Origin of the sequence: Streptomyces sporangiiformans (assembly GCF_005768555.2) — a bacterium.
GTDB lineage: Bacteria > Actinomycetota > Actinomycetes > Streptomycetales > Streptomycetaceae > Streptomyces > Streptomyces sporangiiformans.
Genome location: NZ_VCHX02000058.1, coordinates 25,939 through 42,046, shown reverse-complemented (window position 1 = coordinate 42,046; position 16,108 = coordinate 25,939). Strand labels below are relative to the sequence as shown.

14 protein-coding genes are annotated in these 16,108 nt (G+C 70.9%); 6 read left to right on the top strand and 8 right to left on the bottom strand.

The window, feature by feature from the left end:
• Positions 1–222: 222 nt before the first annotated feature.
• Positions 223–894 carry an MmyB family transcriptional regulator gene (locus FGD71_RS05275; protein WP_119099195.1) on the bottom strand — a complete coding sequence of 224 codons (672 nt, stop codon included), beginning with the start codon at positions 892–894 and terminating at the stop codon, positions 223–225.
• Between the two features lie 263 nt (positions 895–1,157).
• On the opposite strand from FGD71_RS05275, the gene FGD71_RS05270 reads away from it, so the two are divergent.
• Genes FGD71_RS05270 through FGD71_RS05255 form a run of 4 tightly spaced genes read left to right on the top strand, consistent with a single transcriptional unit; the run spans position 1,158 to position 5,066 of the window.
• Complete coding sequence (locus FGD71_RS05270; protein ID WP_119099214.1) at positions 1,158–1,814, top strand: helix-turn-helix domain-containing protein; 657 nt, start codon at positions 1,158–1,160, stop codon at positions 1,812–1,814.
• A gap of 31 nt (positions 1,815–1,845) precedes the next feature.
• A complete protein-coding gene (locus FGD71_RS05265) occupies positions 1,846–2,376 on the top strand; it encodes a toxin-antitoxin system, toxin component (protein ID WP_119099194.1) in 531 nt (176 codons plus the stop codon).
• A 13-nt stretch (positions 2,377–2,389) separates the two neighbouring features.
• Positions 2,390–3,598, top strand: coding sequence for an MAB_1171c family putative transporter (locus FGD71_RS05260; protein ID WP_119099193.1), 1,209 nt, complete (start codon positions 2,390–2,392; stop codon positions 3,596–3,598).
• Positions 3,582–5,066 carry an NAD(P)/FAD-dependent oxidoreductase gene (locus FGD71_RS05255; RefSeq protein WP_119099192.1) on the top strand — a complete coding sequence of 495 codons (1,485 nt, stop codon included), beginning with the start codon at positions 3,582–3,584 and terminating at the stop codon, positions 5,064–5,066. The genes FGD71_RS05260 and FGD71_RS05255 overlap by 17 nt, the downstream gene beginning before the upstream one ends.
• 46 nt (positions 5,067–5,112) lie before the next feature.
• On the opposite strand, the gene FGD71_RS05250 is transcribed toward FGD71_RS05255, so the two are convergent.
• A complete protein-coding gene (locus FGD71_RS05250) occupies positions 5,113–6,099 on the bottom strand; it encodes an alpha/beta fold hydrolase (RefSeq protein WP_119099213.1) in 987 nt (328 codons plus the stop codon).
• Positions 6,100–6,398: 299 nt separating this feature from the next.
• Between FGD71_RS05250 and FGD71_RS05245 the strand changes: the two genes are divergently transcribed.
• Positions 6,399–6,626 (top strand): hypothetical protein, encoded by a 228-nt coding sequence (locus FGD71_RS05245; protein WP_119099191.1) that lies wholly within the window; start codon positions 6,399–6,401, stop codon positions 6,624–6,626.
• A 39-nt stretch (positions 6,627–6,665) separates the two neighbouring features.
• Here FGD71_RS05245 and FGD71_RS05240 read toward each other — a convergent pair whose 3' ends face one another.
• Together FGD71_RS05240 and FGD71_RS05235 are read right to left on the bottom strand one after the other, a co-directional pair.
• On the bottom strand, positions 6,666–7,352 hold the full coding sequence (locus tag FGD71_RS05240; protein ID WP_119099190.1) for a 4'-phosphopantetheinyl transferase family protein: 687 nt from the start codon (positions 7,350–7,352) through the stop codon (positions 6,666–6,668).
• A complete protein-coding gene (locus FGD71_RS05235; protein WP_119099189.1) occupies positions 7,300–8,208 on the bottom strand; it encodes a metallophosphoesterase family protein in 909 nt (302 codons plus the stop codon). The genes FGD71_RS05240 and FGD71_RS05235 overlap by 53 nt, the downstream gene beginning before the upstream one ends.
• Positions 8,209–8,603: 395 nt before the next feature.
• Here FGD71_RS05235 and FGD71_RS05225 point away from each other — a divergent pair, with 395 nt between their 5' ends.
• Positions 8,604–9,713, top strand: a complete 1,110-nt coding sequence (locus FGD71_RS05225; RefSeq protein WP_119099188.1) for an ATP-grasp domain-containing protein — start codon at positions 8,604–8,606, stop codon at positions 9,711–9,713.
• A gap of 32 nt (positions 9,714–9,745) precedes the next feature.
• Here the strand turns inward: FGD71_RS05225 and FGD71_RS05220 are convergent, their stop codons facing one another.
• The 4 genes from FGD71_RS05220 to FGD71_RS05205 form a co-directional block, all read right to left on the bottom strand.
• Positions 9,746–10,630 (bottom strand): sulfotransferase family protein, encoded by an 885-nt coding sequence (locus FGD71_RS05220; RefSeq protein WP_240436401.1) that lies wholly within the window; start codon positions 10,628–10,630, stop codon positions 9,746–9,748.
• 156 nt (positions 10,631–10,786) lie between these two features.
• Positions 10,787–13,837: an alpha-mannosidase gene (locus FGD71_RS05215; protein ID WP_119099186.1), complete on the bottom strand. Its 3,051-nt coding sequence runs from the start codon at positions 13,835–13,837 to the stop codon at positions 10,787–10,789.
• A gap of 44 nt (positions 13,838–13,881) precedes the next feature.
• Positions 13,882–15,219 (bottom strand): 6-phospho-beta-glucosidase, encoded by a 1,338-nt coding sequence (locus FGD71_RS05210; RefSeq protein ID WP_119099185.1) that lies wholly within the window; start codon positions 15,217–15,219, stop codon positions 13,882–13,884.
• 39 nt (positions 15,220–15,258) lie between these two features.
• Positions 15,259–16,008, bottom strand: a complete 750-nt coding sequence (locus tag FGD71_RS05205; protein ID WP_119099184.1) for a DeoR/GlpR family DNA-binding transcription regulator — start codon at positions 16,006–16,008, stop codon at positions 15,259–15,261.
• Between the last annotated feature and the right edge of the window lie 100 nt (positions 16,009–16,108).

The window sequence follows — 16,108 nt, the reverse complement described above, 5'->3', positions numbered from 1 at the left end:
GGGCGGTCCCGTCCCTTGAAGCGGGGCGCCGTCGCCCCGCGCTGCCGGTGGTGTCACCACAGTCGTGACGGCCACCACGACTCGGCAACCCGGCTTCCGTCTGACGGAAGGAGTGTCTTGGCTGCCCGCGGACCCGGGCGTCCACGGCTGTCCGGCACCCGGTCCGGCAGCCCTCGCGAGGGTCGCGACAGAGGCTGAGCCAGGCCGTCACGCCTTCACGAGTTACGCCTTCGCGGTGGGGACCACGCTGAGATGGCTCGTCGTGCGCCGCGCCCGTGCGGCCCGGCGCGTCACGCCCGTGGAGCGGTCCGCCTCACGCAGGACCAGTGTCATGCGCGAATAGCCCATGTCCTGGAGGGTCTTGGGGGTTTCGCCGACGATCCGGCAGTCGGTACGGCCCCACCGAGGGTCCGGGTGCCACAGCGGCCGTACGGCACCGTCGTGCTCCAGGGCACCCGGGCCGACGGAGCGGATCCAGTGCGGCAGGCCGTGCCGGTACGCGGCGTCCATGATCGGATCCTGGGCGATGTCCCGGAGGATGGACAGCAGTACACGGTCCTGACCGTGCCGCTCCATCGCGGCGGAGAAGTGGGCCAGCATCGGCAGACACCAGCTCGACTCGTGCTCGGCGAGGACCGTGGCCGCATCCGGATGGAACAGGACGAACCGGAGGAAGTTGTCCCCCGGCATGGCCGTGGGATGCGGTCCGACGCCGCGAAAAAGTGTCTCGAACGCGTCGTTCGCGAGGACGACATCCCAGCGGTGATCGAAGACGACGGACGGAAAGGGGACGGCCTCCAGGAGTGCGGCGTAGTCCTGTAAATACGCCTGAGCCTGGAGACTCTCGGGGACAGGTCGCGGCCGCGGCCGCCGCCCTCCTGCCTGGTACTCCATCGGGAGGTCACCCCTCTTGCCTATGCGGCCTTCACGCGGCGCCGTGATCCTGCTATCACCGGTGGAGGCGTGTCAACTATCGTGGCATTTGGCGCCTGTTGACGATTGAATCTCGCCACAGTTGTGGCGAGGCCTGGATGTGAGTTCGAACGAGGGGCTAGTCTCCGGAAGTTCACGGTGCACTACCCGGATTCCGGGGGCTTCGCGCCCCATGGTTCCGCACCTTCCTCAGAGCGGTCGAGAGAAACGTGGGAGACCTGTCGGTGACGGATGGCTTCGAGGTTCCGGGCGCCACCGCGACGGGTCTGCTGCCGGCCGTGGTGGCCCGCGTCCACGCGCTCGCGGACCGGCTCGGTGTGCCGCACAGCGAGGTGTTCGACGTCCAGCGCCTGTCCGTGGCTTCCGGTGTGCCGGAGGTCGTGGTCAAGGCACTGCTGAGCGGCCGGCCCGCCGGTGAACCGGATCTGCAGACCCGCTTCCTGCAACGCCTCGACCTGCTGCGCCGTACGCGACTGAAGCCGAACGGCCGCCGGTACACGCAGCAGGAGATCGCCGACGGCGCGGGCATGTCGCGTCAGCAGGCGGGTGCCCTCATCAATGGAGACCGCCGCCCCACCATGGAGCACTGCGACGCCATCCAGCGATTCTTCCGCGTGCACGCCGGGTTCCTCACGGCCGAGGACCCCGAGGCGTTGGCGGGCGCCCTCCAGCGCTCCGAGCAGGAGCTGCTCCAGCGGCTCGCCGACCGCGAGAGAGCCTCGGCCGCAGCCGCGGCCGACCCCTTCGAGCAGCTGCTCCAGGACCACGGGGTCCGTGGCATCGCCTGGCGCGCCGCACAGCTACCGACGGACCAGCACCGGGACAAGGTCGCGGAATGGCTGGACATGCTCTTGGAGAGCGTCAAGCGGCCCGAGTCCTGATCCGGGGGAGAACGTGGGCATCGGAAAGGAAATGCGCCGCCTGTGCGGCGAGTTGGTCGGCGAGCTCTCGCTCCCGGCACCGGCGGATCCCGCCGACCTCTACGCATCGCTGTGCGACGCCATGAGCAGACGCCGTGGCCGCCCGGTGCAGTTCCGCACGGCCGCCTTCCCGCCCGGGACCGCCAGCGGGCTCTGGCTCGACATGGCCGAGCAGGACCTCGTGGTCATCGAGGAACGCACCGCGCCCGACCACCAGTTGGTGATCCTCGGCCATGAGCTGTGGCACATGAACTCCGGGCACTGCAGCCACCACGTCGAGGGCGCGGCCGTCGCCGCCCGCTTACTGTCGGACGACGCCGATCTGCAGGCGACCGTCCTGAAGGTGGCCGCCCGTACCCGGTTCGACCTCAAGGACGAGCAGGACGCCGAGAGCTTCGGACTGCTGCTGGCGAGCAAGTGCCGTGCGTGGCTGGCCGGTTCGGCGCTGCGCGGCCCGGTACGGCGGGACGGGGTCGCCGGCCGGATCGGGGCGTCCCTGGGTTATCGCGGGCCGCGGGGCTGAAGCCGCCGACGCCATGGATGATTCCAGCTACTACCTCCCGGCCGCCGTCATGGCGATCGCCTTCGGCTGCAAGGCCCCCGCGCTGGTGCGGTCCTGGCGGGACCCGCTGCTGCGGTCCGTGTGCGCGCTGCTCGCGCTCGCGGGCCTCGTGTTCTTCTTCGCGGCCCCGCCGACGATCTCCGAGGTCAACCGCACCACCGGCATCGCCAACGTCTCGGCGCCGCTGGTCTACGGCCTGTTGAGCGCGTTCAGCGCCGCCTGTCTGGTGCTGATCATCAACTGGCGCGGCGGTCCGCCGGAGGTGACCCGGCGGACCTCCCGCCGGTGGATCGCCGGGTACGGCGTGGTGATCGTCGCGCTGGTCACGCTGTTCGCGCTCGGGGACGCACCGCTCGAACGGCGGCGGGATCTCGACACGTACTACGCCAACACGCCGTTCATTCGCGAGATGATCGTGCTCTACCTTGCGGCGCTCACGGTCGCGGGTTTCGCGATGATCGTCATGTGCTGTCGCTGGGCGCTTCGGGTGCACGGCTGGCTGCGGGCCGGACTCCTGATCATCGCGTTCGGCTTCCTGTTCAACATCCCCTACTCGGCGGCCAAGTTCATCGCCGTGGTCGCCCGGTGGAACGGCGGGAACCTGGACGACCTGAGCACCTACGTGGCGCCCCTGCTGGCCTCCACCGGAGCACAGATCAGCGCGGTCGGGTTCTGTCTCCCATTGATCGGCCAGCGCATCGGGGACAGCTGGCACACCTGGTCCACCTATCGCCGGCTCGGGCCGCTGTGGCACGAGTTGCGGCCGGTCGCCGTGCCCGAGGACCGGGCCGTACGCATCTCCTGGTGGTCCCCCGCCGAACTCCAGGTGACCCAGCGGGAGTCCGACATCCGCGACGGCATGCTCAGCCTGTGCCCGTACTTCGACTCCGAGGTGCGTGCCCGCGCCCACGACGCGGCCGTGGCCGCCGGCTCCGCCCCCGTCCAGGCGCAGGCCGAGGCCGACGCGGCCATGGTGGCGGCGGCGGTGCGGGCCAGGGCCGCCGACCCGGAGGGCAGGGTCATCAGCTCGGCGGCGACGCCCGCGGCGCCGCCCGCGTCCGCCGAGGGGCGCCGCGACCTCGTGCGGATGTCCCTCGCCCTGCGTCAGTCACCCGTCGTCGCGGCCGCCCGCGGGCAGGCCGTGACCAGGTCAGGGAGAGACTTCCATGAGCGAATCCGCTAGCGCCTCCCCCGGCGCGGGTGCTTCTTCCCACGCGGCCGCATCTTCCCGTGCGACCGCATCGCCGAGTGCCGCCGCATCGTCCGGTGCGGCCACCCGACGTGCCGTCGTCATCGGCGGAGGCATGGCCGGCATGCTGGCCGCCGCCGCCCTCGATGCGTACGCGGACGTCACCGTCGTCGAGCGCGACGCCCTGCCCGGCGGCCCCGAGCCGCGCAAGGGCATTCCCCAGGCCCGCCACGCCCATCTGCTGTGGTCCGGTGGGGCCCGCGCGATGGAGGATCTGCTGCCCGGGGTGACCGACTCCTGGCTCGCCGCCGGCGCCCGGCGCATCGCGCTGCCGACCGGTCTCGTCAGTCTGCAGCCGCACGGCTGGTTGCGGCGCTGGCCCGAGATGCAGTTCATGATCAGCTGCAGTCGTGATCTGCTCGACGCGGTGATCCGTGAAGAGGTCGCCAAGAGCGCCCGGATCACGGTCCTGGAGCGCACGGAGCTCCTGGGACTGGAAGGCGACGCCTCCCGGACAACGGGCGTACGCGTCCGCACCGCACCCGAGGGCGACGCGGTGGGTGAAGAGCGCGTCCTGGACGCCGATCTCGTGGTCGACGCCTCGGGCCGCGGTTCGCGGGCCACCAGCTGGCTCGACGCGCTGGGTGTCCCTCAGGCGCCGATGGAGGAGGTCGACTCCGGGCTCGTCTACGCCAGCCGGATCTTCCGCGCGCCCGCGGGCACCGAGGACTATCCCGTGATCAACGTGCAGCCGGACGCGCGCCGGCCCGTGCCGGGGCAGAGCGCGACCATCGTGCCCATCGAGGGCGGGCGCTGGCTGGTGACGCTGGCGGGCACGCGGGGCGGTCAACCGACCGGCTCCGCCAAGGAGTTCGAGGCGTTCGCACGCGAGACCCGGCATCCCTTGGTGGGCGAGCTGATCGCCCGCGCGGAGCCGCTGACGGACGTCGTGGTCACCCGCAGCACGGTCAACCGGCGGCGCTTCTTCGAGAAAGTCGGTGCCTGGCCCGAGGGCTTCGTCGCGATCGGTGACTCCGTCTGCACGTACAACCCGATCTACGGACACGGCATGTCCGTGGCCGCACAGAGCGCACTGGCGCTGCGCGAGCAGGTGTCCGAGCACGGCCTGGCTTCGCCGGGGCTGGCGCGGCGGGTGCAGCGCGCCGTGGCCCGTCCGGTGACGATCGCCTGGGAACTGGCCACCGCCACGGACATCCGCTACCCCGGCGCGATCGGCAAACAGCCCGGTTTCGCACAGCAGTTGCTCAACCGCTACGTGAACCGTCTCATGCTCACCTCGACCGGCCGTCCGCTGGTCGCCAAGGAGTTCCTCGGCGTCTTCACCCTGTCGCAGCCGCTCAACACGCTGCTCAAGCCCGAGGTCGTCCTCGCGGTCCTCCGCGGCCCACGCCGCACACCCCTCGCGGAACCACCGCTCCTGGACCGTGAGCGCGTGGGCTGACGGGGCCCTTGTCGACCTGCACGACGCGGGCCGGACGCGCTCAGGCTCACGTCGCGCTGCGTTCGCTCGCCTCTCTCAGGTTCCGGTCCGTGGTGGTGCTCCGGGCCCCGCCGGGGCGGCCGGAGCGCAACAGGTCGCGCCAGTGTTCGCGGCTCCAGTCGGCCGGACGGGTGGTACTCGTGAAGTCCTCTACCAGGGAGAGGAAGCGGGCGGGGTCGGTGTGGAAGGGAAAGTGCCCGGCGCCCTCGAAGATCTCCAGCCGGCTGCCGGGCATCGCCTTGTGCGCCCCGTACGCGTGTCGCACCGGCACCACACTGTCCCGGTCGCCCCAGATCAGCATCGTGGGCATGCCCTCGGTCAGATAGCAGCGGTCGAGCATGGTCACCACCTGGCCACGCCAGTCGACCACGGCACGCAGGGTGCGGATGAAAGCGCTGCGGGACGTGGCGTCGGGCAGCGCGTCCACGAGGGTCAGCAACTCCGGTGCGTCCTGGCCCAGATCGGTGTCGAGGAGCCTCATCAGGTGGGCGAACAGGCCCGCTTGGAAGTGCATGCCGGGCAACCGCAGCGCGGACAGCATCAGATGCGCTCCGGGCAGTGACACCGCCCGGAGCACGGGGTTCACCTCGCGGCCCACGCCGCCGGCGCTCACCAGGATCAGCCGCTCGGTGCGCTCCGGGAACTGGTACGCGAACTGCATCGCGACTCCGCCGCCGAGCGAGTGCCCGACCAGCGTGGCCTGTTCGATGTCGAGGGTGGACAGGAGATCGCGCAGCCCGTTCGCGTACGCGGCCACCGAGTAGTCGGCCCGCGGCTTGTCCGAGGCGCCGTGGCCGAGCAGGTCGGGGGCGATGACGGTGTGGCTGCGGGCGAGGTCGGGGATGAGCTCGGCCCAAGTCGCCGAGGAGTCGCCGATGCCATGGATGAGGACGAGCGCCGGGCCGTCGCCGGCCATGCGGTAGGCGCGCCGGTAGCCGTGCACGACACGGTGGTGCAGCCGCAGGTCTCCGTCGCCCACCGGGCGCAGCCGCATGGCGCGCCGCGCACGCTCCCGCGGGGTGCCGGCCACCGGCTCACCTCCCCTTCCCTCCCCGTCCGCCCCTCTCGCAAGCCGCCGGGACGGTGGCTTCAAGAGCATGGGCAACAGCCTAGGAACGCTTGTCCCACCAGGGATTTCCGTGAGGTTTCGCCTCGGCTAACCGGGCGAACCGGCGCGTGCGGAAAGGTGATTGTCAGTGGCGGACGGCAAGCTGTACGCAGCGCCACCGCTGTGCGACGGCGCGTGAACCGCAAGAGCCGAACCGAACCGAGCCGAATCGGGAGAGTCGTCCGATGCCGACCGCCGTGCTGACCGACCACGAACGCACCGCCGTGCAGGCCTATCTGCGCCTGTTGCAGACAGTACGGGCCACGCTGGACGGGCCTGCCGGTGCGGAGCGTCCACCCGTCGTGCCGCCCGCCGCCCTGGCCGAGGCCGAGCGGGCGCTGGCCGCGGCGGGTCTCGCGGGCAACGAGGAGTCGTTCTTCCAGCTGCTGCACGCCTGGTGCCCGGAGCCGTGATGAACCGCGCCCTGCTGTTACCCGGGGGCTGGGCCCCGCTCAGCCCCGGTCGTACGCCACCGTCACGGCCGTGGTCACCAGACCCCGGCTCACTGTCCAGCGCCCGAGGAAGTGGTCGACGCGGCGGCCGTCCACCACCGGGCCGGGTACGAGGAGTTGAGCGCGGAAGCCGCCCGACGTGGCGTGCCCGGCGTTCGGCTCGACCTCTATGTCCGCCTCGGTGAAGTCCAGCCACTTCCCGGTGAGGGGGAACCACGCCTTGTAGACCGACTCCTTCGCGCTGAACAGGAGTCGGTCCCAGTGGACGGTCGGGTGGGCCGCCGCGAGTTCGCCCAGGCGGCGGTCCTCGGTGGGCAGCGCCACGGAGGGCAGCACGTTGGCCGGCAGCGGCAGATGGGGTTCCGCGTCGATACCGAGCGAGGCCAGATCGGTGGCGCGGGCCAGGGCCGCGGCGCGGTAGCCCTCGCAGTGCGTCATGCTGCCGATCAGACCGGCGGGCCACTGCGGGGCTCCGCGGTGGCCCGGCACAATGGCCTGCGGGGGTACGCCGAGCTTCTCCATGGCGCGCCGGGCGCAGGCGCGCACCACGGTGAACTCACGGACGCGCTTCTCCACGGCCCGTGCGATCAGCGCCTGTTCCTCGGGGTACAGCGTCGCTCCCTCGACCTCTTCGTCACCGTGTGCCTCCACGGCCACGACCGAGTCCGGGAGCAACTCCTCGATCACTGGATCCGACCTCCATCGGCAGAATGCGGCGCAGCGTGCCCGGTGGTCCGGGGCGCTTGCGCCACTCGCGGGGGTAGCCCACGGACACCTCTTCGAATCGGACGCCGTCGAGCCAGGTGGTCCGGGGAATGTGCAGGTGCCCGTACACCATCGCGGCGACGCGGTATCTGCGGTGCCAGTCCGCGGTGAGCGTGGTGCCGCACCACATCGCGAACTCGGGGTACCAGAGGACCTCCGTCGGGTGCCGGTCCAGCGGATAGTGGTTGACCAGCACCGTGGGCAGCTCGGCGGGCAGTTCTTCCAGCCTGCGCTCGGTCTCGGCGACCCGCGCCCGGCACCAGGCCTCGCGGCTCGGGTACGGGTCGGGGTGCAGCAGATGCTCGTCGGTGCAGACGACCCCGGTCCCGTGGGCGTAGGCGAGGCCCTCCTCCTTGGTCGTACAGCCCGCGGGCAGGTACGAGTAGTCGTAGAGGAGGAACAGCGGTGCGACGGCGACGGGTCCGCCCGCGCCCTCCCACACCGGGTACGGGTCCTCGGGAGTCGTCACACCCAGTTCGCGGCAGAGGGCGACCAGGTGTTCGTAGCGGGCCACGCCGCGCAGGGTGACGGTGTCCTTGGGGTGGGTCCACAGCTCGTGGTTGCCGGGTGCCCAGATCACCTTGCGGAAGCGGCCGGTGAGCGTTTCCAGGGTCCAGCGGATGTCGGCCACGGTCTCGGCGATGTCGCCGGCCACCAGGAGCCAGTCGTCGTCCGATTCCGGGCGCATCTGTTCGACGAGGGCGCGGTTCTCGGCGTATCCGATGTGCAGATCGCTGATGGCCAGCAGCCGGCCGGGGCGGTCAGCCGTCGATATCACCCTCGCCCCCTCCGGGCATCCGGACGCCCCCACCATGAACCCGGGTGGGAACACATGAACACATCCGTACGCCACCGTACAAGAGCCCCTCCGCCGGGCTCGCGCGGCATGACCGCTGTCACCTCGCCGAGGCCGCCGCCAGTGCTACAAGCAGGCCGGCTCGAGAGCACCGAGACGCCCGCAGACGCCCTGAGTGCCCCCGAAAGGGCCTGAAGGGGCACATCCGGAGATTCGTAACCCGGCCGTAGCAGCAGACCCGCCTTGGAGGCCCTATGATCGGGCCCAACACAACCGCCACGCATTCCGTTTCCGAACGGCGGTTTCGTGTACCTCCATACTCCCTGGCCGGGCTCGGTCTGCTTCGCCGTGCCCGCGAACCTTGAAAGGCGGCCTGCATGGTTTCTCGCGTACGCGTCTGGCTCAACCGCACGTACGCGGAGAACGTGTTCTTCATGGATCAGTTGCGGGAGAATCCCAGCGGCCGCCCGGTCGAGATCCATGCGACTCACGGCGACCCCGCCTCCCCCATCCTGGCCGCCGCCGACACCGCTGCGCCGGAGCCGGAGGGGCTGTCCCCGGCCGCGTACGTCGAGTACGCCCTCGACCAGTGCGCCCGGCACTCGATCGACGTGTTCGTGCCGGTCCTGCATCAGGCGGCCGTCGCCGCGCACCGCGAGGAGTTCGCCGCGGCCGGTACGGCCCTGCTCGCGCCGCCCGCCGAGGCCGTGACGACGTTTCAGGACAAGGTGACCGCGTACGAGGCGGTCCAGGCCCTCGGGGTGCCGGTGCCGCCGTGGTGGCGGGTGCGGACCGAGGACGAACTGCTCGCGGCGGTCGACGCCTTGGAGGCGGACGGCCACAAGGCGTGCTTCAAGCCGGCGTCGGGGGCGGGCGGAGTCGGCTTCCGCATCATCACGCGCGCCTCCTTCTCCCTCATGCACCTCAATGGATTCCCCAGCCCATACGTGCCCCTGAACCTGATCGTCGACGCGCTGCGGCACGCCGAGGGGCCGGTCGACTGGCTGGTGATGCCGCTTCTGCGGGAGCCCGAGGTGTCCGTCGACTGCCTCACCGGACCGGACGGACGTGTGCGGATGGCGGTGGGCCGGACCAAGAACGGGCGGCGGCGCGGCTTCACCCTGCACCCGTCGTGGACCGAACCGGCGCGACTCATCGCCCAGTCGTTCGGGCTGCACTACCTGACCAACATCCAGTTCCGTGTGCACGGCGAGAAGCCGGTGCTCATGGACGTCAACACCCGCCCGGCCGGCGGTCTGCACCAGCTCTCCCTGTGCGGCCTCAACGCCCCTTGGGCAGCGGTCCGGTTGGCGCTCGGCGAGGATCCGGGGGATCTGACTCCCCCGTTCCTCGGTCCGGACTACGCGGTGGTCGCGGGACCGCGTGCGGTACGCGCCATGTCTCTGCCGCAGCAGCGCCATGACCTCCCGCCCGCGCGGCCGGCCACGCCCGCCCCTGCCACGGCACCGGCCGCCGCCCCGGCCTGACCCTTCGCCCGGATCACCGCGGTCATGCCCGGTCAGTCGACCGGGTATCCCCAGGCCCTCGCCAACTCGACCAGCCGCGGCGGCAGTTCAGCGGTCGGGTCGGCCGGGCGGGCAGGCTGGACGCGGCCCGATTTGATGGTGGTGCTCCAGTCGCCGAGCTGGGGGCGGAACGTGCCGTGGTCCTTCTTGCCGTAGTCGAGCATCCCCGGCTCCCACGGGACCCCGAGGTAGTCGCACAGGTCCCGGGTGGCCGTCTCGGGCTCGGTCGTGAGTTCCTCGTACGTGAGCACATGGGCGTCGAGACCACGGCGGGCCTCGTCCAGCTTCTCGCTGTAGTCGAGGACCTCGGCGCGGATCTGTTCGTGGTCCGGGTCGGTGCGGCGACGGGTGAGAGAGGTGACGACCGCGCCCGGGTGACGGAGCAGGACGATGTAGCGCGCGTCGGGCCAACATCGTTGCAGCCGCGGCCAGATGAGGGTATTCGGCGGGGTCTTGTCGACGATGACGTCCTTGCCGCTGCGGGCGAGTTCCAGGTGGAGCACCCGGTCCCACAGCACATGTTCCAGCTCGTCCTTGTCCAGTTCCAGCGCCTCCATGGCGTCCGCCGTGAAGTGACGGGACAGATGGACGTGAAGGGTGCGCAGATGCATCTCGTGCGGGGCACGGATCCGGGAGTGGCTGTTCAGCAGGACCCTCAGCAGGGTCGAGCCGGAGCGTACCGAGGAGAGCACGAAGACCGGCGAGTTGACGAGGCGTGGGGCCCGCGGGGCGACGTACGCGTCCTGCGTCTCCTCGGCGGGGCGGCGGGGCGCGGGCACGGCGTCGAGGTTCCGGCGCGGCGGGCTCACCGCTTGGGCCATCAGTCTGCCGCGACGCTTCAGGCCATTGCGGATCGCGGACATGCGTGGGTCCCGCACGGTGACACCTCTCTTTTCCTTCGCCTTGCCGCGCCATCTCAGGGGTGCCGGGCGAACTTCAGGTGTCGTGGAAGCGACGGGGCGTGCTCACGGCGGGCTGGAAACCCGCCGTGAGCAGGCCGTTTACCGCATTCTTAATTCTTCATGGAAACGGGGTCAGTCCTTCCGCCTGGCCAGCCGGAGCGTCAGCACCTCGAAGGGGCGCAGTGACACCGGGACCGCGTCGCCGTCGGCGCCGGCCTCCGCGAGGGGGCGTTCCAGCAGGTCGGTGATCTGGGCCCCGGCCAGCGGGAAGCCCGTGCGCAGGGTGCCCTGGGCACGGCCGCCACGGGACTCGTAGAGGCGTACGACGACATCGCCCGACGCGTCGTCGGCGAGCTTGACCGCCTCGACGGTCACGCCCTCGCCCTCGACGCTCACGACCGGGCCACCGGGCGCACCGGCCGAGTCCGCCACCCGCAGCGGCAGGTTGAGCGCGTAGCCCTCCGCAACCGCGTCGTCGATCGTCGCGCCCGGCAGCAGCGCGTACGTGAAGCGGTGCTTGCCCTGGTCGGCCTCCGGGTCGGGGATGCGCGGGGCGCGGACCAGGCTGAGGCGGACCGTGGTGGTCGTCCCGCCGTCCTCGCGGACCGTGCGGGAGACGTCGTGGCCGTAGGTGGAGTCGTTGATGACCGCGACGCCGTACCCGGGCTCGGCGATGTGCACCCAGCGGTGGCCGGAGACCTCGAAGCGGGCCGCCTCCCAGCTCGTGTTGATGTGGGTGGGGCGCTGGATATGGCCGAACTGGATCTCGGCGGAGGAGTGGGGAGCCCGGATGTCGACCGGGAAGCCCGCCTTGAGGAACTTCTCTGCCTCGTGCCAGTCGATGTCCGTCTCGAAGTCGATACGGGGGCTGCCGGCCCGGAGGGTGATCGTCTGCGTGATCCGCGAGGCCTTCCCGAAGGAGCGCTCCACGCGGATCGCGCCCCGCAGCGGGTCCTCCTCGACCACCGTCACGGACTCCGCCTCCAGCAGGTCCGTGTAGCGGTTCTTGTAGTGCTTGTCGACGTCCCAGGCGTCCCAGTAGTTCGGGAGGTCGGTGTGGAGCCGGAGCAGATTGCCCTTGTCGGCGAGGACTTCGCGGTCCGCCCGCAGATCGCGTACGGAGGCCAGGGTCCCGTCCTTGGCGAGTTCGACGCGGACGAGGCCGTTGTCGAGGACGCGACCGCTGACGGTCACCGGCTGCGGGGGCTCGCCCGATCCGAGCGGCGCGCTGCCGTTCGCGGGTACCTCCGTGTACACCGGGGCACCGGCCGGGGTGCGCACGACCTCGGCGCGGTCGCACGGGCTGGTGTTGAACACCCGCGTCCGACCGGAGCCGAGCGCTGCCACGGCCTCGGCGGTGATGGCCTCGACCTCCTTCGCCACCCGCGCGTACTCCGCCTCCGCCTCCCGGTGCACCCAGGCGATCGACGAGCCCGGCAGGATGTCGTGGAACTGGTGGAGCAGGACCGTCTTCCACAGCCGGTCGAGTTTCTCGTACGGGTAGGAGTAGCCCGGAGCGTTGAGCGCGGCCGTGGTCGCCCACAACTCGGCCTCGCGCATCAGGTGTTCGCTGCGCCGGTTGCCCTGCTTGGTGCGGGCCTGGGAGGTGTAGGTGGCGCGGTGCAGTTCCAGGTAGAGCTCGCCCACCCAGACGGGGGCGTCCGGGTACTCCTCGCGGGCGGCCTCGAAGAACGCGTCGGGGTGCTCCACGACGACCTTCGCCGAACCCTCCAGGTCGGCGAGCCGCCGCGCCCGCTCCATGATCTCGCGGGTGGGACCACCGCCGCCGTCGCCCCAGCCGAAGGGCGCCAGGGAGCGCGTGCCGCCGCCCTTCTCCTGGTAGTTGCGCACGGCGCGGTCCAACTCCTCGCCGCTGAACCGGGCGTTGTAGGTGTCGACGGGCGGGAAGTGGGTGAAGATGCGGGTGCCGTCGATGCCTTCCCACCAGAAGGTGTGGTGCGGGAACTTGTTGGTCTGGTTCCAGGAGATCTTCTGGGTGAGGAACCAGTCGTTGCCGGCGAGTTTGGCGAGCTGGGGATAGGCGGCGGTGTAGCCGAAGGAGTCCGGCAGCCACACGCCCTTGGTCTCGACACCGAAGTGGTCCATGAAGAACCGCTTGCCGTGGACGAGTTGGCGGGCGAGCGCCTCACCGCCGGGCAGGTTGCCGTCGGCCTCGACCCACATGCCGCCGACCGGCGCCCACTGGCCCTTCTTCACCGACTCGTGGATACGGGCCCAGACCTGCGGGTAGTTGTCGCGCACCCACTCGTACTGCTGGGCCTGCGAGCAGGCGAAGATGAAGTCCTCGTACTCGTCGGCGAGTGCCGTGACGTTGGAGAAGGTGCGGGACGTCTTGCGCTTGGTCTCGCGGATGGGCCACAGCCAGGCGGAGTCGATGTGCGCGTGGCCGACGCCCGAGAGGGTGTGGGCGCTGGCGTGCGCGGGCTTGGCGAGTACGGGTGCGAGCACTTCGCGGACGGCCGCGGCGCTGCCGGAGACGTCGTCCAGGTCCAGTGCGTCCATGGCCCGGTCAAGGGTGTGCGTGATCTCGTGGCGGCGCGGGTCGTGCTCCTCGAGGTGGACCATCAGTTCGCGCAGCACCTGGAGGTCCAGGTCGAGATGGAACACGTCCTCGTCCAGGACGGCGAGGTCGGCGCGGCGGAAGGTGTAGAGCGGCTTGTCGCCGGCGGTGAGGACGTCACCGAGCGGGGTCGGGGCGGAGAAGTTGTCGGCCAGGATGTCCGGGTTCGACGCCGCTTCGACGAGGTAGTGGATCTCCTCGCCGCCGGTGACCGGGTTGCCGATCGGCACGTACTGGTTGAGCGGGTTGACGGCTTTGAGCGGGGTGCCGTCCGCGAGATGGACCAGCGCCTCGGCCTGGTTGCCGGGCCAGTCGCCCACGAACCCGAGGTCGATGACGGCCTCGACGCGCCGGCCGGCCCACTCGGCGGGGACCTGTCCACGCATCCGGAACCAGGTCGTCCCCCACGGCGGGCCCCACGGGGTGTCCATCGCGAAGGGCGCGTACGAGGCCGACGCCGCCTCGTCGAAGGGGACGGGCTCCCCCGGCGCCTGCCAGGCCTCGACCTCGAAGGCCACGGAGGCGGCGTAGATCGCGGCCTTGATGCGCTGGTCGTGAACGCGCGCGACGCGCTCCTCGATCCGGCGGCGTTCGTCATGCATGAAAGTCTCCAGGTACGCGCGGGTGGTCAGGTCGGACGCGGTGCTTACGTCAGGTACGCGAGGCCGGGGTGCGCTCCGGTGTAGCCCTCGACGAGGCGGCGGGCGACGTTCACGGAGTCGACCAGCGGGTGCAGGGCGAAGGCTTTCACGGCGGTCGTCCGGGAGCCCGATTCGGCCGCGGCGAGCACCTCGCGCTCGACCGCCTTCACCGCGCACACCAGGCCGGTCGCATGGTCCGGGAGCGGATCGACGGCGACGGGGTGCGCTCCGTTGGCGTCGACGAGGCACGGCACCTCGATGACGGCGTCCGCGTCGAGTACCGACAGGGTGCCGTGATTGCGGACGTTGAGGATCAGCGTGGTGCGCTCGTCGCGGGCGATGGCCCGCATCAGGGCGAGTGCCACCTTCTCGTAGCCACCGGAGAGGTCGTCGGCCTCGCGCTCGCCGGCTCCCGCCGCGGCGCGGCTCTCGGACATGTACGTGGCCTCACGCTCGGCCCGGGTGTTGTCCCAGGTCGCGAGCGCGGCAGCGTCGGGGCGTCGCATCGCCTCGTAGAAACGCTCCTGCTGGTCGCGCAGGAAGGCGCCGCGGGTCTTCTCGGCCTCCTGGTAGGCGCGTACGGCTTCCCGGTTGAAGTAGTAGTAGTGCAGATACTCGTTCGGGATCGCGCCCAGGGACCGGAGCCACTCGGCGCCGAAGAGCTTGCCCTCCTCGAAGGAGCCGAGCAGATCCGGGTCGGCGAGCAGGCGCGGCAGCTGGTCGCGTCCGGCGACCCGCAGGCCGCGGACCCAGCCGAGGTGGTTCAGGCCGACGTAGTCGATCCAGGCCTCGCGCGGGTTGGCGCCGAGGATACGGGCGATACGGCGGCCGAGGCCGACCGGCGAGTCACAGATGCCGATCACGCGGTGGCCGAGGTGGCGGGACATGGCCTCGGTGACCAGGCCGGCCGGGTTGGTGAAGTTGATCACCCAGGCGTCCGGGGCGAGCCGGGCGATACGGCGCGCGATGTCGACGGCGACGGGCACCGTGCGCAGCCCGTAGGCGATGCCGCCCGCGCCGACCGTCTCCTGGCCCAGCACACCCTCGGCGAGCGCGATCCGCTCGTCGGCGGCCCGTCCTTCGAGGCCGCCCACGCGGATCGCGGAGAAGATGAAGTCGGCGCCGCGCAGCGCCTCGTCGAGATCGGTGGTGGCGGTCACGGCGGGCGCGCCCGGGACACCGGCCGCCTGCTCGCTGAGGACGCGGGCGACGGCCGAGAGCCTTCCTGCGTCCAGGTCGTGCAGCACGACGTCGGTGACGCGGCCCTCCGCGCGGTCCCCGAGGAGCGCCCCGTACACGAGTGGCACCCGGAATCCGCCGCCACCCAGAATCGTCAGCTTCACGCCACAGCCCTTTCCACGTTCATGTCCGCACCACGCGGTTCATGTCTGCACCACGCGCACGCCAGCCTCCTCCAGGGCGGCACGGGTTCCGGCGTCCGCCGATCCGTTGGTCACCACCACGTCCAGCTCCTCGGGCCCGCAGACCTTCGCCATCCCCGTCCCCGGGAACTTGGCGCGGTCCGCGAGCAGCACGACCCGGTCGGCCGCCGCGATCATGGCGCGCTTCACCGGCACCTCGACGACCGTCGTGTCCATCACCTGCCCGCCGGGCCGCACTCCACTGGTGCCCAGAAAGAGCCAGTCCGCATGCAGCTGGCGCAGGTTGTCCTCGGTGAGGAAGCCGACCAGGGAGCGGTACTCGCGGCGGACCATGCCGCCGAGCAGCACCAGCTCTATGCCCTCGTCGTCCGCGAGTTCCTCGTAGACCACCAGGTTGCTGGTGATCACGGTGATCCGGCGGCCGTGCAGCTGCCGGGCCAGGCGGTAGGCGGTGGTGCCGATGTCGAGCAGCACGGACTGACCGTCCTCGATCATCGCCGCGGCCCGCTCGGCGATGGCGTCCTTCTCCGGCACGCGCATCTCGGCCACCTCGGCGAAGGGCTGGTCGCCCTCCTCGGCGACCGCCCCGCCGTGCACCCGCGTGAGCAGGCCCTCCTCCTCCAGTTTCACCAGGTCACGGCGTACGGTGGCGGGACTGACGCCCAGCTGCTCCGAAAGATCGGTCACGGCCGCGGGGCCACCGGAGCGCAGGGCCCGCAGGATGAGTTGATGTCTTCGCTCTGCCAGCACAGCACGAACACTACTCGTCATCTCCAATCAATTCCATGCTCAGTTCTGCTCGACTCTTGCCAAATAGGCGGGATGCGCGCACGATCCTGTGCACCGAAAT